The organism is Mesorhizobium sp. M0983 (assembly GCF_040318975.1).
Classification (GTDB): Bacteria; Pseudomonadota; Alphaproteobacteria; order Rhizobiales; family Rhizobiaceae; genus Mesorhizobium.
Window position 1 is genome coordinate 50782 of the sequence record NZ_JAMYNH010000020.1, and the last position, 24210, is coordinate 74991.

The following is a 24210-nucleotide window of genomic DNA, read 5'->3' on the forward strand; positions in this document are numbered from 1 at the left end:
GCCAAAACGCGATCACATCCTTTGAAATAAGTCACTCGAGCGAAATGTGCACTTTCCTTCGGCACGTGTATTAATCGCGCAGGAGTAAAGGGTACCGTTTTCTCCCTGTGACGTGTCGAGTTCGAAGGGGATGTGATTGGCGTCGAGACCAGCATGCCAAGTGCACTGTTCTCGATCAGTTCGTAGCGGACTTCTCGGCTCGGTTCATCGAAATGCGCGGGTACATACATGACAGGTTCCTTCACTGGCCGCCGGGTTCGCTATTCACCGGTTGACATCCGATGGCAAGCGTTCCAACGCGGCGGCGATCTGGCGCTTCGCTGCTGAGGGCAGAGGCAGGATGGGACGCGGAGGGTCGGCACGGCAAATGTCGAGCAATTCGGCAAGTGCATAGACGACGCGAAGGCTCGAGAACTCCTTGAAGAGGCTCCAGAGCGGCGCAAGCGTGGCATCGATCCGTCGCGCTTCGGCCGCATCGCCCTGTTGCGCCGCCGTGACGATCTTCACGCAGACCTCGGGCAGGATGCCGGCGAGGACGCTGTACCATGTGTCGGCCCCGGCGATCATGGCCTCTGCGGCGTTCCAGTCGCCGCTGTAGCCGATCGAGAACCCTTCCGGCACAGTGCGCCTCTGGTCGGCCAGATGGCTCTTGATCGCATCGCCCTTGTCTGTCGGATTCTTGATGGCGACAATCCCAGCCACCTTTGCCAGGCGGCTGACAAGGGGTGGACTGAAATGGAAATGCGTCGTTCCTGGATTGTCGTAGACGACGATCGGCAGGCCACTTTCGCGCGCCACAGTGGAGAAATGTTCGAACACCTCGTCATCAGTAAGCGGGGTGTAGGAAGCGGCGGCAAGCAAACCCGCAGCAGCTCCAAGGGCCTTGGCGTCTTGCGCGAGCCCCACGGCTTCATCGGTGCGCAGCCCGCCTACACCCACCAGGACCGGCATTCGCCCCGCGGTTTCGTCCAAGGTCTCGGCGAGCGTCCGTCGCCGTTCCTCGCGCGACAGATACATGTAGGTGCCGGTGCTGCCGAGAAGACCGATGGAATCGACCTGAGCGGTGCCAAGCCGAGCAATCAGCCTGCGCAGGGCAACGTTATCGACGCGGCCGTCACGATTGCTCGGGGTGATGGGGAACGCGGAAAGACCGCTCAGGAATGCCATGGCAAGGCTCCAGATCTATGTGTGAGCGCAGAGGTGGCCGCACGCCAAGTCATCACAAGACGTCCAAAGCCCGCCGCAGATCGGCGATCAGGTCATCGGCGTCTTCGAGCCCCACCGAGAGACGCATGAGGTCCTCGCCGACTCCGTCGGCCAAATGGGCATCCTTGCGGATCGGCTGCCGAGCACGTGTGAGGCTTGCTGGATGATAGATGAGGCTGTCGGTATCGCCGAGGCTGACAGCCCGGGTGATCAGGTTGAGCCGGTCCATCATCCGGCGCGCGCCTTCGTATCCAGCGCGAAGGCCAAAGGCCAACATGCCCGACCCGTTGGACATCTGCTTTCGCGCCGTCACCTGATCAGGGTGCGAGTCGAGGAAGGGATAACTCACCCATGCCACCGCCGGGTGCGCCTCGAGCGCCCGAGCCACCGCAAGGGCCGTGCCGCTGTGCCGTTCCATGCGCAGCGTGAGCGTCTTCAGACCGCGCAGGATCAGGAAGGCTGACATGGGCGAGAGCGCTGCGCCGGTGATGTAGCGCAGGCCCGTTTCGTGCAGCGTGCGGAGCGTTGGCGCGTCGCCCAGAAGCGCGCCCCCAAGGGCATCGCCGTGCCCATTGATGTACTTGGTCAGCGAGTGGAGCACGAGGTCTGCCCCATGTTCGAGCGGCCGCTGGAGCGCGGGGGAAGCGAAGGTGCTGTCGACTGCAATCTTTACACCGCGCGCGTGGGCGCGCTCGGCAATGGCAGCGATGTCGAGGATGCGGCTCAGCGGATTCACCGGCGTCTCGAAGAAAACCAGCCGGGTCCGCTCGGTAATCGCGGCGTCGAGATTGTGAGGATCGGACAGGTCGACCGCGATGACCTTGATGCCGAAGCGGGGGACCGCCTGTTCGACCATGGCAAGCGTGTTCGCATAAAGCGTCTTGTGGACGATGAGTTCATCGCCTTGGGACAGGAGCGACAGGATCAGCGTGCCGAAAGCCGCCATCCCCGAGGCAACGACCAGACCTGCCTCGGCTCCTTCCAGATTGGCAAGCCGTTGTTCGAGGATCTCCGTCGTCGGATTGTATTCGCGCGCATAGAGCCTTCCGCCAAGCGCGGCGGCGGCCTCGTTCGCTGCCACGCTTTCGAATCCATAGGTCGAGGTCAAGAAGACTGGCGGCTGAACGGCATTGGAAAAGCCGGCGGGATCGTAGCCATGATGGATCGCCCGAGTGGCGAATCCGGGACCGGTGTCGTTGAGCGACCGCGTGAGAGCATCGGTTTCGGATTGATAGGAACGGGTCATTCGGCCTCTCGATCTTTCTTGGTCCCCGAAAGATTGACGGCAAACTGGCCAATGTGAAATATCCAGTTGGCGATGAATGAAATGGTCCAGTCTTCAAGTGCCGGTTCTGCAGGTCGCACGCACGCGATGGGTGCACGCCAGATCTACGAGGCTCTTCGCAAGCAGATCCTCGGCGGTGTCTACGAAACCGGCAGTCAGCTGCCGTCCTCCCGAGGCCTGGCAAATGACCTTGGGGTTTCGCGAACGACGGTGACGGTCGCCTATGAGCAACTGACGGCGGAAGGTTTCATCGACGTCCGTCAAGGCGCACGACCCCGCGTTGCATCTTCGCTGATCGGTCCTGAGACGAGCCGCACTGTCGCGAAACGAGTCGGCCCGGTTCATCTGTCCGCCTATGGGCGACGACTGCGCGCTACACCGCCCTGGCCAGATTATCTGCCGAATGCGCTAAAGGTCGATTTCCGCTATGGCGACTTGGCGCCGTCAGATTTCCCTGCATTGATCTGGAAACGTGCGATGAACGAGGCGATGGGGCAGCGCCCGTTGCGTCTTGCCTATGACGACCCTCGCGGCTCGCGCCGGCTGCGCCAGGCGCTCCAGGGCTATCTCTGGCGCGCCCGAACGCTGAGCTGCGACCTCGAGCAGATCATCATCATCAACGGTTCGCAGCAGGGCCTCGATCTGTGCGCTCGCCTGCTTCTCGATCGTGCCGACCGCTTCGTCATCGAGGACCCGTGCTACAGGATGGCGCGTCAGGTCTTTGCCAGTACGGGTGCCTTGCCCATCCCCGTCACCGTCGACGAGGACGGGATGAAGACGGAGTTGCTGGCGGGGATCGGGGCACAACTGGCCTATGTCACGCCATCGCATCAGTTTCCGCTGGGCGGCGTCATGCCGATCGCGCGCCGCCATCAGCTTCTGGAATGGGCGCGGCACAACAACGCCTATGTGATCGAGGACGACTACGACAGCGAATATCGCTACGACATCAATCCGGTCACTCCGCTGCACAGTCTTGAGGACCACGGGGCTGTCATCTACCTCGGCACGATCTCCAAAACGCTCTCGCCGATGCTGCGTATCGGCTACCTCGTCGTCCCGCCGGAATTGCAGGAGGTCTTCGCTACCGCCAAACAATTCTCGGACCGACATTCGCCGGTGGCTGAACAGGAGGCTCTGGCTTGTTTGATCGAAAGTGGCGGCTACGAAAGCCATGTGCGGCGCGTGCGCAGGCTGAACGGCGAGCGTCGGGAGACGTTGTTGGGCGCCTTGCGGCACAGCTTCGGCGATCGCATCGCTGTCCAGGGAGCAGAGGCCGGACTGCACGTCGCCGTCTGGTTCAACGACCTGCCACGATCGCAGGAAACGGCACTGGTCGAAGCCGCCCGACGTGCGGGTTTGGGGCTACACCTGATCTCGCCCCTTTACGAGCGGCAGTCGGACGAAGGCCACATCGATCGCGTGGGGCTTGTCATGGGCTATGCCGCTTTGAGCATTCGGCAGATCGAGAAGGGCGTTGAGGTCCTGCGAGCGGTTGTCAGGCAGGTGCAAGACGCGTTGCCGGGACACGGTGGCTAAAACGGCGGGGACGTGGCGTGCTGGCGAGGAAACCGACCCTTGGCCTGAACCGCGTTTCGTTGCAAAGCCAACTGGACTGGGAAAACGCCATACCATGCTGTTGATCAGGCCAGTTTGGCGGCAGATTTTCGTGCGAGACGAATTTCCGAAAGCGATGCATGACCCGGCAAGGAAAGCTGCTTCACATCCATATCGCGCCCGCTGTCTCCTATGAAATGGAGGATCTGGAGGAGGCGTAGCTTGTTGCCGGCCGAGGTGGGCTCGAGCACCCGCAAGACATAATCGACGATCTCTATCAGGCCTTGTCCACCGCCGAATGATGGAATTATCCAGCGCATGGTGCGGCATGCACCATGGCGACGCCAGAAGATCTGGACGCTCGACAAGCACCTTTCTTGAAACATTTCCCGAACCACCCGCAGCGCAAAGCCTCCCCATGAGAAAAGAGCATCCCATGTCTTTCACGCCATTGATTGCCCCGAGATCAAGGCCCGCTACCGGGATTTTCATCTGATCAGCATGGTGGTGCGGAACGCTGGAATCGACGTGCCGGATGCACAGGCGTTGAACGACACGATTGCGGCGGCGGAACAGGCGGCGCTTCGCGATGACGCCCAAAGGGACGCGCGTCTTGCGGCGTGGGCCGTTGCCTACGAGGCTTTCGGCACAAAGGCCAATCGAACGCCGTGCTCGGCCGCCGCGCTTCTCAAGCGGGTGCGAAAAGATGGCTCTCTCCCGCGGATTTCCCCACTGGTTGATGCCTACAATGCCATCAGCGTGTTGTATGGCGTTCCGATTGGCGGGGAAGATCTCGATCTCTACCAGGGGTCCCGAGACTTTTAATTGCGAAGGGAGCGGAGCCATTCGACACGATCGAGCAAGGTGAAATGGTAACCGAGCATCCCGAACCGGGCGAAGTCATCTGGTGCGATGATTCCGGTGTCACGTGCCGCCGCTGGAAATGGCGGCAGGGGCGGCGCACCATGGGTCACGGTCCATACCCGCGCCATGTGGCCGTGCTGGAAGCCCTCGGCCCAATGTCAGCTATACAGATGACGGGCACCGGAGAGCATTTGATGGGACTTATCCAAGCGTTGTGCCCGGGTGCGCGAATCGAAACCGCGCGGATCGACGAGTCCACTACATCTCGTGTCCCTTAGGGCATGGCCCACCTTTCGGAGAAACACCCCACTCAGCCCTGTCCGGATCTGGCGCTCCTTGCTCGCTCCGCTGGCCTACACAGTTGATTGCGAACGACCCAGAACGGCTCTCGAAAACGAGCGTCGAACGAAATCAGATCACCGTTTGTTCTCCCTTAGCGTTGTTTGGCGTACTTTAATCGCGATGCCCTCCAGTGTTGGATGCTCCAAATTACGCAAGCTCGGTCGAGTGATCGCGGAGAAGGTTAATGTCGACTACATCGAAATTCATGGAGCGGTTCGGACAACGGGTGCGAACCCGGGACGTCGTGCCGGTGTCGTCAGGCTCTCCCGTCCGACTGAGCCTCGGTTTCTTCACGGCGCGAATACTCCTGAGGCCGCCCGCATTGTCGGTAAGAGACAGCTGCCGCTCAGGACGGCCCACGCGATACTGTCGATCACGGCAAGGCGTTCGTGACGGTTCCTTGCGTCGACCACCTGTTGGCACTGAAGAATGAACTGTCGTCCGCAGGCGTGATCGCGAAGGTTCATGCGCCGCGGCCGATAAGTGTTCGCGAAGTCCGGGATCGCACGAAGCTCTCTCAGGAGGCATTCTCCGTGAGGTATGGCCTCGATCTGGCAACGCTTCGAAACTTGGAGCAAGGTCGCTCGAAACCGGATGTAGCGGCGAATACTCTCCTTTGGACGATCGCCCGGAATCCGGAAGCGGTCGAAGAATCGCTGGACATGGAGGACGGAGTGGCTGCCCCATCACCCTGAGGGGGCCGGTCACTCCGGCACGCGGCTATTCGGCCGCCAGCGCGATAGCCTTCCGCCGCGCGGTATCGACAGCGCGCGAGCCTCATGCGTCAGACGCCTTCCTTGGCATGTCGCACGCCAGATCCCAACCATGATTCCATCGCAACGGGATGGTGACGAAAGCAGTGTCTGCACTTGGGAAACGAGCCATTTGCGTCCTCATGGACCTCGCGATCGTCTCGTCCCAGTAAAAGTCGCAATCATTGTCGATTGCGATGTTCCGCAGTCAGCTGGCCGTTTATTTTCCTAAGATCTGCGTTACAGGCCGGGGCGTTGTAGGCGTTTCGGCGGGTAAAATGGGATAGGCGAGCTCGGGTGCCTTTCCGGTCAGCGAGTTGAGGAAGGCAACAAGCAGGTCGACTTCTTCGTCCGCCAGTACCACGCCAAGCTGGGTGGTTCCCATGATGGCAACGGCCTGTTTCAGATCCCAAACCTTGCCCGAATGAAAGTATGGCGCGGTGAGTGCAACGTTGCGCAGCGGCGCCACGCGGAAAACATAGGAATCGTCGGCAGTATTGGTGACCGCAAATCGGCCCTTGTCTTTTTCCGGCAGGACCTCGGCGCTGGGCTGTTCCACGAGGCCGAATGGGTAATAGGCTTCCCCACCAACGTTGATACCGCCATGGCAGGACGAGCAGCCTTTGTCCATGAAAAGCGCCAGGCCCTGTTTCTGTTCGGAAGTCATGGCGGCGTCATCGCCATTCAGGAAGCTGTCGAAGGGGGCCGGCGTGACCAGTGTCGCCTCGAAGGCTTCGATTGCCTTGGCGAGGTTGCCGAAGCTGACCCGATCGGCTTCAGCCGGAAAAGCTGCATCGAACCAATCGACATATTGCGGCATCGACTTGAGGGTGGCGATGACTTGACCCGGTGTATTGGCCATTTCGACGCCGGCTTGGACCGGTCCCTTCGCCTGAGCCTTCAGGTCTTCGGCACGACCGTCCCAGAACTGGGCGATGTTGAAGACAGCGTTCAGTACAGTCGGCGCGTTGCGCGGTCCCTTCTGCCAACCATGGCCGATCGAGGTTTCATGATTGTCGTCGCCGCCGGTGGCCAGGTTGTGGCACGAGTTGCACGACAAGACGCCTGACGCCGAGACGCGTGGATCGAAGAACAGTGCCTTGCCGAGGGCGATCTTCTCCGGTGTGATCGGGTTGTTAGCGACTGCCGGCGTGGTGGGCGGCAAAGCCTTGAAAGTGGCCAATGCCGTTTCTCTGAGGTCTGCGGGGATCGAATCCGCAGCAAAGGCGGTGGCTGTCAGCAAGGGGATAGCCATCGTACTGAATAGGATTTTCATAAATGATCTCGCTGCGTCGTGCACGCAGCCACTCTGGGATATGCGGCTCATGAACGCCCTGCGCTAGATCAGTTGCGGGAGAGGACCGGGTGGTCTGACACCTGTTTTTGCGGCAGAGCTTGGACCGTCCCGGAATTGAACGCTCTTCTCGATTGGATTTTGGGAGGCGGAGGATCGCTGCTCGGCAAGCGGCGGCGCCGGAGCCGTGCTCCGGTTCTCTCTGCGCCTTCTACCATGAAGAAATCGGGGCCGCCGCTGTCTCAGATTTCGGTTCGGGGCCGGTGATCTGTTCCGCTGCAGGTCCTGCTCGACTTCCGCCTGCCTTCGCCAGATCGACGTGGGCCCAAATCGATCCGCAATAGTGTCTTGTAGCACCTTTGCGGGACAATCTTATTTCGACTGTAGAGGACCGTTTCGGGTGAGCGAAATTAAACGAATTTCAAAGGGCGCCCGAGTAGCTGTTTTGATTGGCTTGTGAGGCTTATAGCCTCCATCGAGCGAATATTGGCAGACGACGGAGCACAATTTTTGCGTCAGCCTTCAATGGGACAACTGCTTTGCGATAATAACAGGGCAATTCACCGTCATGAATTTGAGAGAACCAAGTCCCACGCAGTGATTTTCACACCGGAAGCGTTGCAGTCCTGTCGCGAGAAGCTGATTTACAAATACAACAAGATGATTAACATCGCCATAGCGCGCAAAATATTGTTTCTTTATACTACCCTCTAGATGCCGGCGAAATCTGGATACAATAACCTCGTCGGCGTACCCGCTCCAGCCTCACACACGACTGCGACGCCTATACTTGCGCTTTTCCACTGTCCGACATGCAGGCAGCGAGCCATTGCATCGCGGAGGTTGCATCTTCCAATATGAGGACCTGTTTCGCAAAGCGGAAAAAAGTCTTGCGCGCTGCGCTCGCAGGTTTTCGTCCGTTGTATGCATCAAAGCACGCCCTGAGGGCGGCTTCGTAGATCCGGTCTCTGCGATCTTCTGGCCATTCGTTGAGAAACTCGAAAGCATCCGCAGGACTGGTAATCTCTTGCACGATGTGCGCTGCACGCCTTACGAAAAGTGGGCTGCTGAAAGTCCCTGAGCTCATTGGTTCCTCCCGACCTGCTGAACCGCTAGTTTGCGTGAACAGGCGCCTCCTCTACACCCGCCCACCATTGCGGAATGTGTTTCACAGCGATAGCGGTTCAATAGCAAAGCAGCGGCGTGATGTCCTCGGTTTACCAGCGGGCCAATCCCTAACATCCTGATGCGAGAGCGGCTCACCGGATGAATCTACATCGTTTCGACCATTCCGAATCAACGCTTGATAGTTCCTCCACGCGCCACCAGGAAGCGGTCACTGCTCTGCCACCGATTTCACAGCCAAAAAGAGGATGGCGAAACAGAAATAGCCCGCTTCGTTTCGAGATCACTGGTCATTTCGGCGCAAAGCTTACGGCCGAGACGCCTGAAAATGCGCAAGGACCGCGGCAGGTCGCCAACAACGGACGGATCAACGGTCACGACGGCGGGAAACCGCGCCATAGATCTCGCTGGACGAGCATCGCAATAATCGTGTCGAGACCTTTGTTGCTTTCAGCGGCGACCGCCACTATGAAGCGACGCTTCGCCGACTGTGTTTCACGCCGCCTGGAGAGTTTCATGACAGAAGAAGCCGAAAAAAACATCGACACCCTCATGGAGCTCACGGCCGATGTCGTCTCAGCCTATGTCTCCAACAATCCGATCCCGGTGGGGGATCTCCCTGCCCTCATCGGCCAAGTGCACGCGGCTCTGAAAGGGACGGCCGGAGGTGTCTCTGCAAAAGAGCCGGTTGCCCTTACGCCTGCAGTCCCGATCAGGAAGTCGGTGACACCGGACTACATCATCTCCCTTGAGGACGGAAAGAAATTCAAATCGCTAAAGCGCCATCTGTCGACCCACTATGGGCTGACGCCGGATGGATATCGGGCCAAATGGGGCCTGCCGGCGGATTATCCCATGGTCGCGCCGAACTACGCCGCGGCGCGCTCGTCATTGGCCAAGACGATGGGGCTCGGCCGCAAACCGAAAGCGCCGGAAGCGCCGGAGCCGGCGCCGACGAAGCGAACCCGCAAGAAGGTCGCGGCTTGATTTCGGCAATCGAGATTCGTTCTGGAGCGTTGCAGCAATCGGCTTAATCTGCGCGTCATATAAAAAGGCGGGGCCAACCCCGCCTTCCTTTCAAACGACTTTGTTTCATGAGGAATTCGCGACGCCTTGCAGCTATCTACTGCCCTCAGTTTTTGCTCGCTCCTATCGAGCGGCCGTGAGAACCTCCGGACCTACGCCCACTCTTGCCAGACGCAGGAGAAAATTTCAACCAGCTTTGCTGAGGCTGCCAGCGGAGGATTTGCCAGTGCGGCGGTCCTGCTCGATCTCATAGTTGATCTTCTGGCCGTCTGCGAGGGTCGAGAGGCCCGCGCGTTCGACAGCGGAAATGTGGACGAAAACATCCAGACCCCCATTGTCGGGCTGGATGAATCCAAACCCCTTGGTGCTGTTGAACCACTTTACCGTTCCGGTCGCCATAACGTATTCCTTTGTAACTATTGCAATGTGGGCAGGCCATAAGCCAGTCCGCTTCATATCCGAGATTTTAGGGGCAGCAAAAGCGGAAATTTGTAAAAGGAGCGGTTCAATCGCCGACGGCAGCTCGCAAAGCCCACCATGACCCCCTTATCGCCGGATAGCATCTCCCGCGCTGGTGCTCGGAATGCCCAAAAGACAAGCGATCCTCGGACGCTCGGACCGACGCGAGCGACTGATTGGCGTAGGCGATCATGAAACACGCCTCGACGGCTCCCTCTCTAGCGACGAGGCGCGCGTCATCGTAATCTTCCGCTGTCGCGTAAGCCTCAAAATCCGCCTTGTCCCTCTTTGCCGCTAGCTTGCCCCACAGATCAATCTCATAAGACACGTGGATAGATGTGTCGCTCCCGCCGACCTGGCCGTTCACCTTGGGGAGCAAGGCTTGCGCAGCTCTATCTGCCTGAAGTCGGGCCGGATAAGCGTTAGCAGCCGCGATGAGGACATCACTATTTCGGCCGATGACCTCGCCGACAAGCTTGTCGAGATTGGCGTCCCCGAACGCCAGCCACCAGCGGTCTGTGCTGGCCTGCACAGCGCTTCCAACCGAAGCGGTCGACCAGTGGGGCCCGGCTGGAAGTATGTGCTCGACAGGCTGCAACCGGCGAGCAGGACAAGGCAACCGGGTGATCAGTCTGGTAAGTTTCATTTTCAATCTCTTGAGGGCGCGTACGGAATCGAGGCGCACGGCGTTACGGTCGGGAAAGCCGAAGACCAGGCGGATGCAGGGCGCTAGTAAGCGGCGTGACTAGAAGCAGCCAGGAGCAAGGACATCGTCGTTTTCGTTGATGACCTCCCCGATAAGCTCGAACGTCAGCCAGCAGTGGTCTGCGGTGGCGTGGATAGCACTTGCTGCAGCAGCCGTTGGCCAGCAGGCCCCCGCAGGGAGTTCGGGGCCAGAATATGTGCTCGACAGAGTCGTGCAACCCGCGAGCAAGACAAAGGAACAAGGTAAAATCCGTCTGACGAGCATCATTTTTCACTCTCTTGACAGCGCATCTACGGGATTCAGGCGAGATGCATTACGGGCGGGAAGGAAGCCAAAGGTCAGGCCGATACAGAGCGCGACTGCGCAGCTTCTGGTCCCGCGTCCGGCGGTCGGAAAAACGCCCTTCTCGGATTTCGATGATGCGGTCAGCGTGACTTGCGATCTCCATGTCGTGAGTCACGATGATGACGGTATGACCGTCGGTATGAAGTTCCTTCGAGGTATCGAGAACGGTTTCGCCGCTCTTCCTATCAAGCGCCCCCGTCGGCTCGTCGGCGAGGATGATGCGGCCGCCATTCATCAATGCGCGCGCAATCGAAACCCTCTGTTGCTGGCCGCCGGACAGCTGGTTCGGACGGTGGTCGAGGCGATCACCGAAACCCAGCCTGCGCGGAAGAGATGTCGACCTTTCCCGGCGTGAGCCGGCGTCGAGGCCGGCATAGACGGCGGGCATCGCCACGTTGTCGGCCGCGCTCAGCGTTCCGAGAAGCTGATAGTGTTGGAAGATGAAGCCGAAATGTTCCCGTCTCAACGCCGCACGATTGTCCGCGGTCAAGCCGGCAACGCTGCGGCCGCCGACGCGATAGTCACCAAAACTCGGCTGGTCCAAGCAACCCAGGATGTTCATAGCGTCGTTTTGCCCGAACCGCTTGCGCCAACGATCGCCACCAGTTCGCCACCCGCGATGGAAATGCTGACGCCGGCCAGCGCCATAATCGTCTCCTCTCCGGCATGGAAAACCCGCGAGGCGTTCTCGATTTCAAGGAGGGCGGTCATTTCATCACCGCGGCCCAACATCGGTTCCCTTTCCGACGGCAGGCATGACAACTTCATCACCGACACAGAGGCCATCGAGTACCTGCGCCTTGATCTTGCCGGTCAAACCTATTGTCACCAGGCGCTCGGTGAGTTCGCCGGTTGGCGTGCGAACCTGCACGCGGTAGCGACTTTGCGCATCGGCCTCCGTCAGAGCCGACCATGCTACGAGCGTTACGTTCTCGGCCTGGCCGGAAATAATCGTTACCAAGGCGTTGGCCGAAGCCGCCCTTCCGGGTTCGGTGTGGAAAAGAGGCCGTTGTAGTAGACTGCTGACGCTTGGGTTTCCGCGCCTGTTCTGGAGCTCGGGCTGAGATCATCAGCAATCGACGGAGGCGCAGGCTCTATCTCTTCCAGTACGCCTGAAATAGGGACTCGCGTGTCCCCCAGGACTGTGAAGCGGAGGTTCTGACCTGGCTTTACCCGGGCCATGTCGATTTCCGAAATCTGCACCTTCACCCGCATGACGTCGAGCTGTGCAAGAATCACAATCCCGGGCACGGCCTAGCTTGAGTTCAACGTTTGACCCTCTTTAGCCAGCACAGCAACAACGACGCCGTCCATGGGCGCGCTGAGCTTCGTGTGGTCGAAGGTTGTGCGAGCCTCCTCAACCGCGAGCGTCTTCTCATGGATCTGCGCTTCAAGTTGCTCGACGTCCGCCTCTTGAGCAAAAAAACGGCGCTTGCGCTTTCTCCAGGTCGGCGGCCGAGACCGCCTTTTTCCGGCTCAGAGTCTTATGTCTACGGAACGCCAATTCGGCATCTTTCAGTCGTATTCGTGCTCGCTTGCGGTCCGCGTTGGCACCGGCGAGGTTGGCTTGGGCGGTTAGTAGTTTGTTCTGCTCTTTCGTAGGGTCAATTTCGGCGATCAAGTCGCCAGACTTGACAGCCTGACCGAGCTTTACATGCAGCTTCAATTGGCCCGCGTTTGGGCGCCAATCTTAACCTCACGGAGAGGTTCCAAAACGCCGGTAGCAAGGACGGTCTCCTCGACCGCACCGAGTATCACGCGTTGCGTGAGGACAGGATCGCGCGTTTTGTGTTCGAAAGCTCCGGTCTCGGATGCGATCGCAAACACCACCGGGGGCGATCCCTAGGCCCCAGACAAGCACCCTTGTTTTACCCTTCAGCAACGCTCACTCCGCTCTCAGATGACATTGTTTTTGCCGTGTCGTGCGACGTAAGCGCGATTGACTCTCACCTACCGACTTGAACCGGGAATGGGCTCCGGCAAGAGCTGTTCTGCTGAGAAGTCGCAACCCGCGCGGAAAGCATGGTTCCGAGCGCCGACACGCGGCGATGAAGATGATAGTGAAGCACCGGGCGAGCATTCACTGTCCCTTTCCGAGGCAGTTAGCAGCAGCAGGCCCAGGGCTAACGCGAGCGGACCGAGGAGAAGGCTCGCCGGAACAACGCTCCTTCTGATGCAATTGCGAATTTTGGACGTTTGCTTTGGTCGCATTCCGGGTACGGTTTCCTGTCAAGCGACGCACGCTTGGGCGCGCATACATCTGAGTGGTCATTGGCACGAACGAGGTTCTTGCTGTGACTGACGCTTCTGAGCGCACCCCGATAGCAATTTGAGCCGGCATGAGATCCGCAAGCCGCCCTTTTGGATGCTCGAAGGCTGTCGTGTAGCCAGCCGGTGTTGCCACGAGTGCTGTCTAGGGTCAGCAAGGCAGTCACCTTCGATGTTCCCAATGGATTTTGGCCGAGATAGCGCGCTTCACGCTTGAAGATCATGCACTCAGAACATGAGAGTGCATCCTTCGCATCGCGGGCGAATGAATAAGGCGGCATTTCGATGATGAGGCCGCGGCTGCATGGCCAGCCCACTCATGCCGATTATACTTTGTAAGACAAAGGATAGGCCACAAGACTGGCCTCGAGGCTACAGTGGAACAATCCTGACACAGGGCTTCAAGACTCTGGTGGTGGCGCATCGCTTTACCCCTTAGCTGTCTTCGACGGCACCACCCACACGCGCGAAGTTTTGCGGTCGAAGTGCGTTTCGACCTAGCGCCCCTTCGACTCGACGGCATCGGACCAGCCGTCTTCCGTCTTAATCGACGGAGCTGCCTTCGGTCCGCTTCAAGCTTAGTCAGCACGGCTTGGCGCGGTTGCCATTCGGCGATCCCAAGATCGGATTTCCGCCGGCCAGTGCAGCGCCGACGGTGGGCACATTAATAAAAAGTGCCGAGATCAGGATGGCATTCATAACTGGCCTTCTAATCGGTTGTTGCAATCACGGCCCTTCTGACACTCGTAGCTGACAGCAGCCTGAAAGCCTCCGGACATTTGCGCCACGGGGTTCAGCGTAGCGTCAGGTTCTGTCAGTAAGGCAAGGAGGCTCTACCACAGTAGGTGGTAAAAGTGGCCGTCGCCATTGAGGATGGCGCGCTTCGGGAAGGCGGCATGCAGGATGTCACCAAGTTCGTCAGCTAAGGCTCGCCGCGCCGCAATGCCGAGTTCGCCCGATCTAGAAGCGGCCGTCTACGCCGAGATCGACCCGTCCGGCCGGACGACGTCACCGGCGACTATCGAACAAGTTAAGGACCTCTATGTCCGCTCGAAGACCTCTGCTCCCGACGAGCTGGGCTATGTCGCCAAGATGTACGGGTCGGCCCTTACCACTGGCCGCAAAGCGCGAGAACTCAAGGAATGGCGGGACCGTATCCGCAAGCTCACCGCCAATCGGGTCACGGCCGTTGCAGCCGGCTATCTCGTGCCCGACGATTCCACCACCGTCTCTCTCTTGCCCAATACTGAGAATTCACGTGATCGCGAGCCAATACCGCGGTGCGTTTTCACAAGCTTTGCCTGCTTCTATTCTTGGGAAGGGAACACCCCGAGCGCCACTCGGCTGGCGATCTTTTTCGTCGTGAATTTTCTCCTCATCTTGCCGGCGGTCACCACCCATACCGCGATGACGGGAAGATATGTTGAAGCGGCAAGCGCTTCCCATTCACGGTGTCCAATGTCCGACAATGTCGGAGACGCGACATAGCAGAGTCCGATTAATCACATTGCCGAAACTGATTTCTCGTTTGGCATGGTTCGTGCGCGGTCATCCCAAACACGTCACGGACCGAGGAGAGTCGTCCCATGATCCCCCAAAAAATGCCGCCTCACGTTTCCCAGATTCACTCAAAGATGACGCTCAAGTCAGGCATGGCAACATGCTGATGGCCGGCTCGGGGCTGCCCACCGACCCACTTTTCTCCCACTAAGGTCGACGAGCATGCAGCAACTTCAAAATAAGGGACAACTCACTTTGCCTCAAACATTCCCCATCGGCCGGTCACGACAACAGAAGCCCTCAGTAAACCTACGGTCTGGCTGGCTGCGCGGGTCACTTTTGGCGACCGCGCTGGCCTTCGTGACCACCGCTCCGGTTCTGGCGGCCACCAATGAGATCAAGGCAACGAATTTCCTGCTCGACAACGGCATGGAGGTGGTCGTCATCCCCGATCGCCGCTCGCCGATCGTCACCCATATGGTGTGGTACAAGATCGGCAGCGCCGACGAGCCGCCCGGGAAATCCGGCATCGCGCATTTTTTCGAGCATCTGATGTTCAAGGCGACGGCCAATCACGCCGCCGGCGAGTTGAACCGCGCCGTGGCCGAGATCGGCGGCTCGCACAACGCCTTCACTTCCTATGACTATACTGCCTTCTACGAAATAGTGGCGCCCTCGGCATTGGAGCAGATGATGAGCTTCGAGGCTGACCGCATGCGCAACCTCACCCTCACGGATGATGTCATCAACACGGAGCGGGACGTGGTCATGGAGGAGCGCCGCTTGAGAATCGACAACGATCCGGAGGCGGTGCTCGACGAGGAGGTCGTCACCACGCTGTGGCAGAGCCAACCCTACCGAATTCCGGTGATCGGCTGGATGCACGAGATCGAAAAGTTGAATCGCACCGACGCCGTGGCCTTTTATGACAATTACTACCGGCCGAACAACGCCGTACTGGTGGTGGCAGGCGACGTCGAGCCGGAAAGGGTGAAGACGCTGGCCGAGAAGACCTATGGCAAGGTCCCGCGTGGACCGGATCTGCCGCCACGCGACCGCCCGTCTGAGCCGGTGCAGAACACCAGGCGCACATTGACGCTGAGCGATGGCCGCGTTTCGGTCCCCTTCTTCTCCAGACATTGGGTAGTGCCGTCCTATCGCACCGCTGAGCCCGGCGAAGCCGAGGCGCTGGACCTGCTGGCCCAGATTCTCGGCGGGGGCAACCGCAGCCGGCTCTACCAGACGCTCGTCGCCAAGCAAAGCATCGCCGCCGCCGTCGGCGTCTATTTCGAGGGCACCATGCTGGATGCCACCCATTTCAGCATCCACGGCTCGCCGCGCGGCGACGCCAAGCTTGCCGATATTGAGGCCGTGGTCGACGCCGAGATCGCCCGCATCGCCAGGGACGGCGTCACCAGTGAGGAGTTGGACAAGGTGAAAGAACGCTATGTCCGGTCGGTAATCTTCGCCCGCGACGAGCAGGACTCCATCGCCAACATGTATGGCTCCACGCTTGCCACCGGCGGCAATGTGAAAGACGTCGAGGAATGGCCGGACCGCATCCGCAAGGTCACCGCCGATCAGGTTAAGGCCGTTGCCGCCCGCTATCTCGTGTCCGACTTTTCGACCACTGGCTATCTCTTGCCCAAGGAGAATTGATGTGATGACAAACCAACTCCGCAGCGCCGTTGCACAAGCGTTGCCCTCTCCTGTTGCAGGATGGAGGGCCTGGCTGGCCGTCCTTCCCCTTGCAATTTTCTTCCTCATCCTGCCGGCGCTCACCGCCCGTGCTGCGGTGAACATCCAGGAGGTGAAATCTGAAAAGGGGATCACGGCCTGGCTGGTGGAGGACCATACGCTGCCGATCGTCACGCTCCGCTTGGTCTTCGACGGCGGCACCACCCAGGACCCGGTCGGTAAGGAGGGGCTTGCCAATTTGATGACTGGCTTGTTCGACGAGGGCGCCGGCGATTACGACAGCGACACCTTTCAGGTGCAGCTCGACGATGCCGGGGCTGAGATGAGCTTCGACGCGCGGCGTGACGGCATCTATGGCTCGATACGCCTGCTTTCCGAGCGCGAGGACGCCGCTTTCGATCTGTTCAGGCTAGCGGTGAACAGGCCTCGCTTCGATCAGGAGCCCGTTGACCGCATCCGCGACCAGCTTCTCTCCGGCATCATCACCAACGAGCGTGAACCTCACGCGATCGCTGAGCTTGCATGGCGCCGCAGACTCTACGGCACGCATCCGTATTCGAGGCCAGACGAGGGCACCAAGCAAAGCCTCGCCCGCATAACGCCCGCCGATCTAAGCGCCTTCTACAAATCCGCTTTCGGTCGTGACGGGCTACACGTGGCGGTCGTCGGCGACATTGATGCCAAGGCCCTGAGCGCAAGGCTCGACCAGTTGTTCGGCGATTTGCCTCAGAAGCAGGCGCTCGCCCCGGTGCCTGATGTCACCCCAGAGCTCGGCCGGCGGATGTTGGTCGCATACGACCTGCCCCAGACTTCGCTCCAGCTGGTTTTTCCCGGCGTCGGACGCAGCGACCCGGAATTCTATGCCGCGCAGCTGATAAACGATATACTCGGAGGGTCGCCATTTACCTCACGCCTGTTCAAGGAAGTGCGCGAAAAGCGCGGCCTTGCCTACGGTGTCTCCTCTAGCTTGGAAGACTACCAGCATTCCAACACGCTTGTCGTGACCACGTCGACGCGCTCCGACAGGGCGGCCGAGACGCTCGACCTGATAAGCCAAGTAATCAAGGAGCTGGTGGACACAGGGCCAACAGCGGCCGAGCTCGAAGCGAGCAAGAAGTATCTGATCGGCGCCTATGCTATCCACAATCTGGGTTCCTCTAGCTCGATTTCGGCCACGCTTGTCGAGTTGCAGCTCGACAAGCTCGGCATAGACTACATCCAGCGCCGCCCGGCCCTCATCGAAAAGGTGACGCTCGACCAGGTCAGGGCGGCGGCGAAGAAGCTGCTTTCGGCCAAGCCCGCCATTATGGGCGTTGGCCCGCGGCTCGCGGGGTCCGATGACGGTGAATAATCTCGCTCTAAAGTAATTTTCTGAACGACTTCTGCACCATCGAGGGGCGATGATCCAGGCTGGCGCCCACATCGACTCAATAGCTGGGGAATCGCCCTCTCTCATTGCTCGTGGTCTTACGCGGAGGCCCGTTCGCAGGTCCAAGAGAGACGCCGGCGGGCGGCGCCTTTGACGGCGCGATCAAGGCGGCGCATAGCGACATCGCTTGCCGTAGGAACTGACCGCCCGGGCATCGCCGGCGGGGTCGTACTTTCGACATTGCGCGCTCGGTTGGTGCCGCCATGACCAAGGTCGACGAAGCGAGGCTGCTCGAATGACTACCATCGCCTACAAGGACGGCGTGATGGCCGCCGACAGTCGCGCCTACCGGTCATGTCGGATACGGAAAATCCGCCGTCTGCCCGATGGACGGCTGATTGGCGCCTCTAGCGACAGGGTTGGCGCGTGTGAGGCGATTCTGGACTGGTTTGCAGCCGGCGCAGACACCCAGAACACGCCAGACGGCGTGGGTCGCGGCGACGTCAATCTCCTGGTTGTTCATCCCGACGGGTGCGCTCCAGATCGCCCACGCCGGCTGGACGCTAACCGGGATGCTGTCCAATCCCTATTTCGCGATCGGCTCCGGCGCCCAGCAGGCGCAGGCTGTTCTGGAGTTCGGCGGCACGCCTGAGCAGGCCGTGGAGATCGCCTGCAAGCTCGATTGGGCTTCTCGGGCTGCCGATCGTCTCTCTGAAGCATGGAACGACCTCCCCTGCCCCGAAGAAGTCAAGAGGAAGCGAAAATGATGGTCGCTGTTCACCGCGCCCAGCGCTCCAGCTTCTCGAAAGTCTGCCCCATCAAAAATCCCATGACCGGTGGTGGATAGCGACCTGCGCTCTGGCAGAGTGGGGTTGCTGACCAACAACTCTGTGGAGGTCAATCATGCGTGTTGTAGCCGATCGATCTGCGGCGACTGCCGCTATCGCACTGATCTTGGTGCGATCTTGGATTTCTGTCTCAGTAAATCGACCTGGTTGATCACTTCGCTGTCGCCGGGCAGCGGGGAGAAGATGTCGAAACATCCGGTACGCGGCGGCGAAATCACGGTACTGCTGGCACGCTTTGCCCAGCTTCAGGGCAAGGCACAGTCGCGGATCGGCCTTCACTTTGCGGTTGTGGTCATTCAGGACGCGGGTCTCGACGGCTTCTGGATGGATCGAATCCGGGAGCTGAGGGTATCGAAAGCCATGTCGTCGACGCCGCCTACGCTTTGGGCTTGACCGGCAAGGCGCGAGATCGCGCCTGATCGACCAGCTGGTCTGCGCAGCGCATCCAGAGTTTGCCGGCCGCTGAGCTTGACCCCCACCTCAGGCGCCCGCGTCTATACGGATCCTTTCCTTCCGGTGAACGCCGGTGATGCCTTCTTCGCCGACGGCCGGGAGTTCATCGACGCCGTGGACGAGACTTCCGCCTGGCACGCACGACAGGATTCCAACTTTCTCGTCTAAGAAACACGCGAAAGTTAGAGCCTCTAGGGTTTTGGAGCCGCCCATCCTAACTTTCCCGTATGTCAGATACGCGAAAGTTAGAAATGGCCCTTCACCTCGTCGGCGGCCCGCAGGGCCGTGGCGCGAACGCCGGGCCGGGGGACCTCTTCTCTGGTTCGGTCCAATAGCTCTCAACATTCCGGCGGCGCACAAGGCGATCGGTGAGGACCGCTATTTCGCGCCGCAGAGCGCCGACAAGTTTTGCGCTTCGCGAACAGCGCCAGAGTTCGTAGCCGATGTCTTCAACCGATGCTGCCGCATCGCCTTCACCAGCGCCGAGCGCAATCATACGCGTTGCGCATTCGGTCAGTGGCCCGTCAAGGCGCGGCTTCTGTAGCGCTCCCGTAACGGTCGAGGAACCACGCCAGCGAGTAAGGCCAATCAATGGGCAAGTCCTGCCCATTGTTATCCCTTGCGGTAACCGCCACGACGGCGTTGCGGCGCTCTGGCGTGCGGGGTTCTATCCCGAGTATCGGGTACAGTTCAGGGGTCGGCTGCTGAAGGTACGCGCCGGCACAAGCGACAGTGCTTTCTCCAGCGAAGGGGGAAACCTTGTAGCTCTTCCGCCAGTTCGGCAGCTTCTCTCCTTCGTTCCTCGCGGCGCGCCTCTAGATATTCTCCGGCAGCCACGGCAACGGTGCGCTGCGCCCATTCAGCGGTACCGGAGGCGATCAGCTCGACCGGAATGTCACCATCCTTGATCGCGGGTGCGTACGGTGCGGTTCGAACGCACTTGCGACCGCTTGCCTTTGAACAGACTGTGTACCGATTTCTGAAGCGTCTTCGGTGGCGGTCTTTCGATGTAGACGTAGGCGCCGCGCGCGGGAATGAAAAGGCTTCCGCCGAGGTCAAAGAACCCGCAATTCTCGCTCCTCAGGAGATCCTTGGCACCGGGTGATATAGAACCCGTAGCCAGCAAGGGCACGATCTGTTGCTTGTTCCCGGCTGCGCTGCTGCATCCACGTATCGGCCGATCTGCCAAAGGACTTGCTGGGAATCGCGCGGAAAGACGGACCCTCTTAATTTCGACGACGAGAAGGTAGGTTTTGCGGCCAGTGCTGAACTCGATTTCGGCGTCGATGCCGTTGGTCCCCTCCGTGGATTGCCAAGTGCGAGCCTGTCGGGCGGGCATTGGCGTTCGGCAGCGATCGGAGGGGCTCAACGAGCCTCTCGATGGCTTCTTCCTCGAACCTGTAACGCTCCAAAGTCAGCATTTTTACCGGTTTCCTGCTCAGTGAGCATTGGGGTAATTAGCGAATATTCGCCGGAACCTCAATATTGCTGTACGGTGAATAATGACGTCAGGGCCGTCGGTCGCGTATCAGGGACCCCGAAACATCTCGCGGATGCCTCCAATTTCGCTGGGACCATCGGAACCTCCCCGTCTTCCTTTCGTCGTAGAGATACTCGCCATAATTCCGTGATGTCCTTGCTACTCGTCTAGCACGGTCTGGTAGCATCTATCGGCCTTCCGTATTGGTTCCCGCCCTGGGCGAGTACCTCGAAAGGAAATATCTCTGTATGGGCGGCATCCGAAGAACCTGCTTGCGGGGATTCGCAGATCGGGCACACAAGCGACCTCCGAATACACTCGACCGGGCGACGGGCGGCTCTGGCGGGAGAAGCGATCCACACCGCCAGATCGGAAGGGGCTCGGCATAGTTCGGCGGTCGCCATAATCACCAAATGAACTAGGTCCGATCCGGCACACTGGCTGACCTCGAGCGCATCGTCAACGGCTGGCATCAGCGACATCGACGCCCGAATAGCCCGAGCTGGACCGCCGCAGCTTCCCGCTTACGCATCGCTTGCTGGCCCTGCAGGTGGAGATGGTCATTGCGGCGGAGAGTAGGCGGAAGACATGGCTCTGCTTTCAAACACGAAACGCGAAAAGCGTAAGCGCTGTCCCGGCGGCACCTTTCGCGCGTGGATGTAAGGGACGATGTTCGAGGCCTTTGAGGGCTTCGACATATGACGATTTCAGAGTTTACGCTTAAGTCCAGGGACGAGGAGCCGGTCCGTCGGCTGGAGATCTCCACTGGTTCGGGTCGGCGGCGTGAGTGGCCGCCGGAGGAGAAGGCCCGGATAGTGGCGGAGAGCTACGAGGCGGGCGAGACGGTTTGTGCTGTGGCACGCCGGTATGGGCTTTCCCCGCAGCAATTGTTCACTTGCGTCGGGCTGCTCGCCGGCCGATGGGGGAGGCAGCAATATTGGAGTCCATGTTCGTGCCGGCGGTGGTGACCGCAGCGCCTCCGAAGCCTGCGGCGAAGCATCGGCCACAGCCAAGAAAGCGGGAGCCGGCTCGAGACGCTGGTGTGATCGAGCTCGAGATCGACGGCATCGCAATGCGGGTGGGTCGTGGGGCGGATTCGAAGACGGTTGCAGCGGTGATCCGTGCGCTGAGGGCAACGTCGTGATCGGGCCAACGGGAGCGGTCAAGGTCATGGTGGCGACGAAGCCGGTCGACTTCCGCAAGGGAGCGGAAGGTCTGGCAGCGCTCGTGCGCGAGGCGATGGGCGCGGATCCATTCTCGGGCGCGGTCTACGTGTTCCGGGCCAAGCGGGCGCAGTTCGTTTCATAATGCATCCCCTTGTCAGAGTCCGAGCAGGCGGACGACTTTGTCGTATTGATATTGCCCGTAGAACTTCGGTCGACGAGCGACGATACCTTGCACCCCTATGCGCACCGCTTCTGAAGCGAGTGCTTCAACCGGGACCAGCCAGGGCGAACCGGCAGAATCTGTTTCGCCGGCAGGATGCCCTTGAGAGCCAAGCTTGTCGCGGACCCGACGCAGATGCCAAGCCGTTCGGCGGCTTTCATCAGACTGATCATTTCGCCATCAGCCTTGGCTGGATCGTATCCGGGTATGCCGAGCCGCTCGCGCATTTCGCGCACGCGCACCGTCGTCCAGGTCTCGCCATCGCCGGTCTTGCAGCGCATCCGGTTGAGCGATACGGCAAGCTCGCGTCCGGCCAGTGTCCGGCGAGTTTGCGCAGTGCTTCGACGGCGCTCGGCGCCATATCTGGACAACGGCCGGTCTTGACGCGGGCAACACGCACCTCGGTGTGACGCCCGCCGGTCCAATGGATCAGCAGCACGGCTTCGTTGGTCACCTCATCGAGATCACATACGATCTCCTGAACCAGGATATGGATAAGGCGCTGCTTGGTCCGAGTGTCGGTTGAGGGTGCATTCCATACCGCCGGTAGATCATGGGCAAGCTGAAGCAAACGGGCGCGATCGACCTTTGGGCGTGTCGCCGACAGAGCCGACAGCTCCGCGATCCGGCGCTCCAGTGTGGCCACGCGGTCCAACGCATCGTTCCAGCGAGCCTCGAGTTCGCGTGCGACATGGCGCTTGGCGGGGTCGACCAGTTCGTAACGACGCCCGGCCAGCGAGGCATCGTATCGGGCCGCTTCCAGCTCCCGCTCGACGGCGGCAACGATGTCCTTTCGCGAACGCTCGGCCTGCTCCGAAGCAAAGATCGCGGCTTCCACGGCACGATCGGAGACGGCTTCTAGGATCTGCAGGGCGACGGCGCGATCAATCCGCAGACCGCCAATGCCGATGCACAGGCCAGCGCCGACATGGGCATCATCGCCGCGGCACTGGTAGCGATGGGCGTTGCCTTTCGCCATGCCATAGAAGACGCGCATCATTCGTCCGCATGGCCCACAACGCATCAATCCCGTGAGCAGGGCGCGGCCTCCACGTGCAGATTTGCGCGCGCAGTTCTTCTTCATATGCGCGTTCTCGAGCAGGAGCTTCTGATTCTCCTCGTATTCCTGCCAGCTGATGTAACCAGGATGATTGTCACGCAACAACACATGCCATTCGTCGCGAGACTTCCTGAAGCCGCTGGCCTTACGGGCGCGCCCCTCGACAATCCGTGTCCGCTGCGCCGTTCTGCCGAATGCGTAGGCGCCGCCATAAAGCGGATTGTGAAGAATCTGCATGACACTGTGGTAGGCGGGAGGCTTCCAGACGAGTTTGCAAACCTCGACATTGCGCCGGACCACGGGCATTTTAATGTCTGCCGATCGCAGCCATAAGAAGACCTGCCGCGCGCTGCCCAACTCGCGGAACTTCGCGAAGACCAGCCGGATGGTGTCGGCCACGTGCTCGTCAGGATCGATCTCGACCTTATCGACCTCGCTCCAGCAGAAGCCTGGCGGAAGCATGAAGCGGAACTCCCCACGCTTGGCCTTGGAGTCACGGGCGGCGATGCCGCGCTGTCGCATCAGGCTCAGTTCGTATTCCGACATCGTTCCCTTCAGCCCAAGCAGCAGGCGGTCGTTGACGAGCCGCGGATCGTATGCGCCATCCGGATCGACGACCAGCGTGCCGGCCAGCGCGCACAAGTCAATCAGATGATGCCAGTCCCGTCCGTTACGCGCCAGTCGTGACGCCTCGATGCAATAGACCGCACCGACATCGCCGGAGCAGACCATGGCGACAAGCCGCTCAAAGCCGGGTCGCTGCATCAGGCCGGACCCCGAGCGGCCAAGATCGTCGTCGATCACCGTCACCGATGCAAAGCCGACCGCTTCTGCGGCTCCCGCCAGGTCATACTGCCGGCGCTGACTTTCCAGATTGCCCGTCACTTGCGACATGGTCGATTGACGAACGTAAACTACCGCCGAGCGGGCGAGGTGATCAGGCGTGATCTTCGGGTTCATCACCGCCTCCCTGATCCGCTTCGGCCGCCAGCGCTTCCAGCAGAAGGTCGGCCAATGTCTCGACCAGTCCCTTTGTGTTTTTGCCCACTGGCGGATGAGGAATTTGACGCTCCAGCTGCAGGATGAGCTGCGCGCGATTGTCGAAAAGCGCTATCCGGCCCTAGTTTGCGGCAACAGATGACAAAAATGCTGTCGCGCTCGTCTGCGATTGGATCGGCAGGACCCGC

At 60.2% G+C, this 24210-nt stretch carries 20 protein-coding genes and 4 pseudogenes; 14 read left to right on the top strand and 10 right to left on the bottom strand.

The annotated features are described in order from the left end of the window. Positions 1 to 264 precede the first annotated feature (264 nt). Positions 265 to 1167: a dihydrodipicolinate synthase family protein gene (locus tag NKH71_RS26750; protein ID WP_352835449.1), complete on the bottom strand. Its 903-nt coding sequence runs from the start codon at positions 1165 to 1167 to the stop codon at positions 265 to 267. 52 nt (positions 1168 to 1219) lie between these two features. After that, a complete protein-coding gene (locus NKH71_RS26755; RefSeq protein ID WP_023721427.1) occupies positions 1220 to 2452 on the bottom strand; it encodes a trans-sulfuration enzyme family protein in 1233 nt (410 codons plus the stop codon). Between the two features lie 81 nt (positions 2453 to 2533). On the opposite strand from NKH71_RS26755, the gene pdxR reads away from it, so the two are divergent. The 3 genes and pseudogenes from pdxR (at position 2534) to NKH71_RS33530 (ending at position 4873) form a co-directional block, all read left to right on the top strand. After that, positions 2534 to 4030 carry a MocR-like pyridoxine biosynthesis transcription factor PdxR gene (gene pdxR, locus NKH71_RS26760; RefSeq protein ID WP_502900421.1) on the top strand — a complete coding sequence of 499 codons (1497 nt, stop codon included), beginning with the start codon at positions 2534 to 2536 and terminating at the stop codon, positions 4028 to 4030. Between the two features lie 158 nt (positions 4031 to 4188). Further along, positions 4189 to 4266: pseudogene (locus NKH71_RS26765) on the top strand (MOSC domain-containing protein); the annotation flags it as partial. Positions 4267 to 4594: 328 nt separating this feature from the next. Beyond that, entirely contained in the window at positions 4595 to 4873 is a 279-nt protein-coding gene (locus NKH71_RS33530) for a phenylalanine--tRNA ligase beta subunit-related protein (protein ID WP_502900420.1), read from the top strand. Between the two features lie 1353 nt (positions 4874 to 6226). On the opposite strand, the gene NKH71_RS26775 is transcribed toward NKH71_RS33530, so the two are convergent. Next, complete coding sequence (locus NKH71_RS26775) at positions 6227 to 7282, bottom strand: cytochrome-c peroxidase (RefSeq protein ID WP_352895472.1); 1056 nt, start codon at positions 7280 to 7282, stop codon at positions 6227 to 6229. Positions 7283 to 8084: 802 nt separating this feature from the next. Then, entirely contained in the window at positions 8085 to 8387 is a 303-nt protein-coding gene (locus NKH71_RS26780) for a DUF982 domain-containing protein (protein WP_352895432.1), read from the bottom strand. A 554-nt stretch (positions 8388 to 8941) separates the two neighbouring features. Between NKH71_RS26780 and NKH71_RS26785 the strand changes: the two genes are divergently transcribed. Further along, positions 8942 to 9412, top strand: a complete 471-nt coding sequence (locus NKH71_RS26785; protein ID WP_352895433.1) for a Ros/MucR family transcriptional regulator — start codon at positions 8942 to 8944, stop codon at positions 9410 to 9412. Between the two features lie 225 nt (positions 9413 to 9637). Here NKH71_RS26785 and NKH71_RS26790 read toward each other — a convergent pair whose 3' ends face one another. Both NKH71_RS26790 and NKH71_RS26795 read right to left on the bottom strand, forming a co-directional pair. Then, on the bottom strand, positions 9638 to 9850 hold the full coding sequence (locus NKH71_RS26790; RefSeq protein WP_352895434.1) for a cold-shock protein: 213 nt from the start codon (positions 9848 to 9850) through the stop codon (positions 9638 to 9640). Positions 9851 to 9956: 106 nt separating this feature from the next. Further along, the gene (locus tag NKH71_RS26795) at positions 9957 to 10370 is read right to left on the bottom strand and encodes a TolC family protein (protein WP_352895473.1); all 414 of its coding nucleotides are present in this window, start codon (positions 10368 to 10370) and stop codon (positions 9957 to 9959) included. On the opposite strand from NKH71_RS26795, the gene NKH71_RS26800 reads away from it, so the two are divergent. Next, entirely contained in the window at positions 10293 to 10643 is a 351-nt protein-coding gene (locus NKH71_RS26800) for a hypothetical protein (RefSeq protein ID WP_352895476.1), read from the top strand. The genes NKH71_RS26795 and NKH71_RS26800 overlap by 78 nt on opposite strands. Before the next feature lie 352 nt (positions 10644 to 10995). Here the strand turns inward: NKH71_RS26800 and NKH71_RS26805 are convergent. The 3 genes and pseudogenes from NKH71_RS26805 to NKH71_RS26810 all read right to left on the bottom strand — a co-directional run. Beyond that, a pseudogene (locus NKH71_RS26805) lies at positions 10996 to 11672 on the bottom strand (ABC transporter ATP-binding protein); the annotation flags it as partial. 4 nt (positions 11673 to 11676) lie between these two features. Then, positions 11677 to 11832, bottom strand: a complete 156-nt coding sequence (locus tag NKH71_RS33535; RefSeq protein WP_502900422.1) for a hypothetical protein — start codon at positions 11830 to 11832, stop codon at positions 11677 to 11679. 519 nt (positions 11833 to 12351) lie between these two features. Further along, the gene (locus NKH71_RS26810) at positions 12352 to 12627 is read right to left on the bottom strand and encodes an efflux RND transporter periplasmic adaptor subunit (RefSeq protein WP_352895435.1); all 276 of its coding nucleotides are present in this window, start codon (positions 12625 to 12627) and stop codon (positions 12352 to 12354) included. A gap of 1544 nt (positions 12628 to 14171) precedes the next feature. On the opposite strand from NKH71_RS26810, the gene NKH71_RS26815 reads away from it, so the two are divergent. From NKH71_RS26815 to tnpB, 8 genes and pseudogenes are all read left to right on the top strand, one after another. Next, complete coding sequence (locus NKH71_RS26815; RefSeq protein ID WP_352895436.1) at positions 14172 to 14717, top strand: peptidase M16 family protein; 546 nt, start codon at positions 14172 to 14174, stop codon at positions 14715 to 14717. Positions 14718 to 15068: 351 nt separating this feature from the next. Then, positions 15069 to 16388, top strand: a complete 1320-nt coding sequence (locus NKH71_RS26820; RefSeq protein ID WP_352895437.1) for a M16 family metallopeptidase — start codon at positions 15069 to 15071, stop codon at positions 16386 to 16388. 4 nt (positions 16389 to 16392) lie between these two features. Then, positions 16393 to 17778: a M16 family metallopeptidase gene (locus tag NKH71_RS26825; RefSeq protein WP_352895474.1), complete on the top strand. Its 1386-nt coding sequence runs from the start codon at positions 16393 to 16395 to the stop codon at positions 17776 to 17778. 533 nt (positions 17779 to 18311) lie between these two features. Beyond that, on the top strand, positions 18312 to 18563 hold the full coding sequence (locus NKH71_RS26830; RefSeq protein ID WP_352895438.1) for a hypothetical protein: 252 nt from the start codon (positions 18312 to 18314) through the stop codon (positions 18561 to 18563). Between the two features lie 156 nt (positions 18564 to 18719). Continuing rightward, a pseudogene (locus tag NKH71_RS26835) lies at positions 18720 to 19021 on the top strand (IS110 family transposase); the annotation flags it as partial. 91 nt (positions 19022 to 19112) lie between these two features. Beyond that, positions 19113 to 19265 carry a hypothetical protein gene (locus tag NKH71_RS26840; RefSeq protein WP_352895439.1) on the top strand — a complete coding sequence of 51 codons (153 nt, stop codon included), beginning with the start codon at positions 19113 to 19115 and terminating at the stop codon, positions 19263 to 19265. A gap of 2010 nt (positions 19266 to 21275) precedes the next feature. Further along, positions 21276 to 21545: a transposase gene (locus NKH71_RS26845; RefSeq protein WP_352895440.1), complete on the top strand. Its 270-nt coding sequence runs from the start codon at positions 21276 to 21278 to the stop codon at positions 21543 to 21545. A 202-nt stretch (positions 21546 to 21747) separates the two neighbouring features. Then, positions 21748 to 21867 (top strand): annotated as a pseudogene (tnpB, locus tag NKH71_RS26850) (IS66 family insertion sequence element accessory protein TnpB); the annotation flags it as partial. 265 nt (positions 21868 to 22132) lie between these two features. On the opposite strand, the gene NKH71_RS26855 reads toward tnpB, so the two are convergent. Then, positions 22133 to 23983 (bottom strand): recombinase family protein, encoded by a 1851-nt coding sequence (locus NKH71_RS26855; RefSeq protein WP_352895441.1) that lies wholly within the window; start codon positions 23981 to 23983, stop codon positions 22133 to 22135. On the opposite strand from NKH71_RS26855, the gene NKH71_RS26860 reads away from it, so the two are divergent. Beyond that, positions 23967 to 24164: a hypothetical protein gene (locus tag NKH71_RS26860; RefSeq protein ID WP_352895442.1), complete on the top strand. Its 198-nt coding sequence runs from the start codon at positions 23967 to 23969 to the stop codon at positions 24162 to 24164. The two genes, NKH71_RS26855 and NKH71_RS26860, sit on opposite strands and share 17 nt — an antisense overlap. Positions 24165 to 24210: the final 46 nt, after the last annotated feature.

Bases quoted from the DNA above. Each gene is read 5' to 3' on its own strand.
- NKH71_RS26755 (WP_023721427.1), bottom strand. From the start codon at position 2,452: ATGACCCGTTCCTATCAATCCGAAACCGATGCTCTCACGCGGTCGCTC.
- NKH71_RS26785 (WP_352895433.1), top strand. From the start codon at position 8,942: ATGACAGAAGAAGCCGAAAAAAACATCGACACCCTCATGGAGCTCACG.
- pdxR (WP_502900421.1), top strand. From the start codon at position 2,534: ATGGTCCAGTCTTCAAGTGCCGGTTCTGCAGGTCGCACGCACGCGATG.
- NKH71_RS26855 (WP_352895441.1), bottom strand. From the start codon at position 23,983: ATGAACCCGAAGATCACGCCTGATCACCTCGCCCGCTCGGCGGTAGTT.
- NKH71_RS26815 (WP_352895436.1), top strand. From the start codon at position 14,172: ATGCCGAGTTCGCCCGATCTAGAAGCGGCCGTCTACGCCGAGATCGAC.
- NKH71_RS26790 (WP_352895434.1), bottom strand. From the start codon at position 9,850: ATGGCGACCGGAACGGTAAAGTGGTTCAACAGCACCAAGGGGTTTGGA.
- NKH71_RS26780 (WP_352895432.1), bottom strand. From the start codon at position 8,387: ATGAGCTCAGGGACTTTCAGCAGCCCACTTTTCGTAAGGCGTGCAGCG.
- NKH71_RS26750 (WP_352835449.1), bottom strand. From the start codon at position 1,167: ATGGCATTCCTGAGCGGTCTTTCCGCGTTCCCCATCACCCCGAGCAAT.
- NKH71_RS26845 (WP_352895440.1), top strand. From the start codon at position 21,276: ATGACGATTTCAGAGTTTACGCTTAAGTCCAGGGACGAGGAGCCGGTC.
- NKH71_RS26775 (WP_352895472.1), bottom strand. From the start codon at position 7,282: ATGAAAATCCTATTCAGTACGATGGCTATCCCCTTGCTGACAGCCACC.
- NKH71_RS26825 (WP_352895474.1), top strand. From the start codon at position 16,393: ATGACAAACCAACTCCGCAGCGCCGTTGCACAAGCGTTGCCCTCTCCT.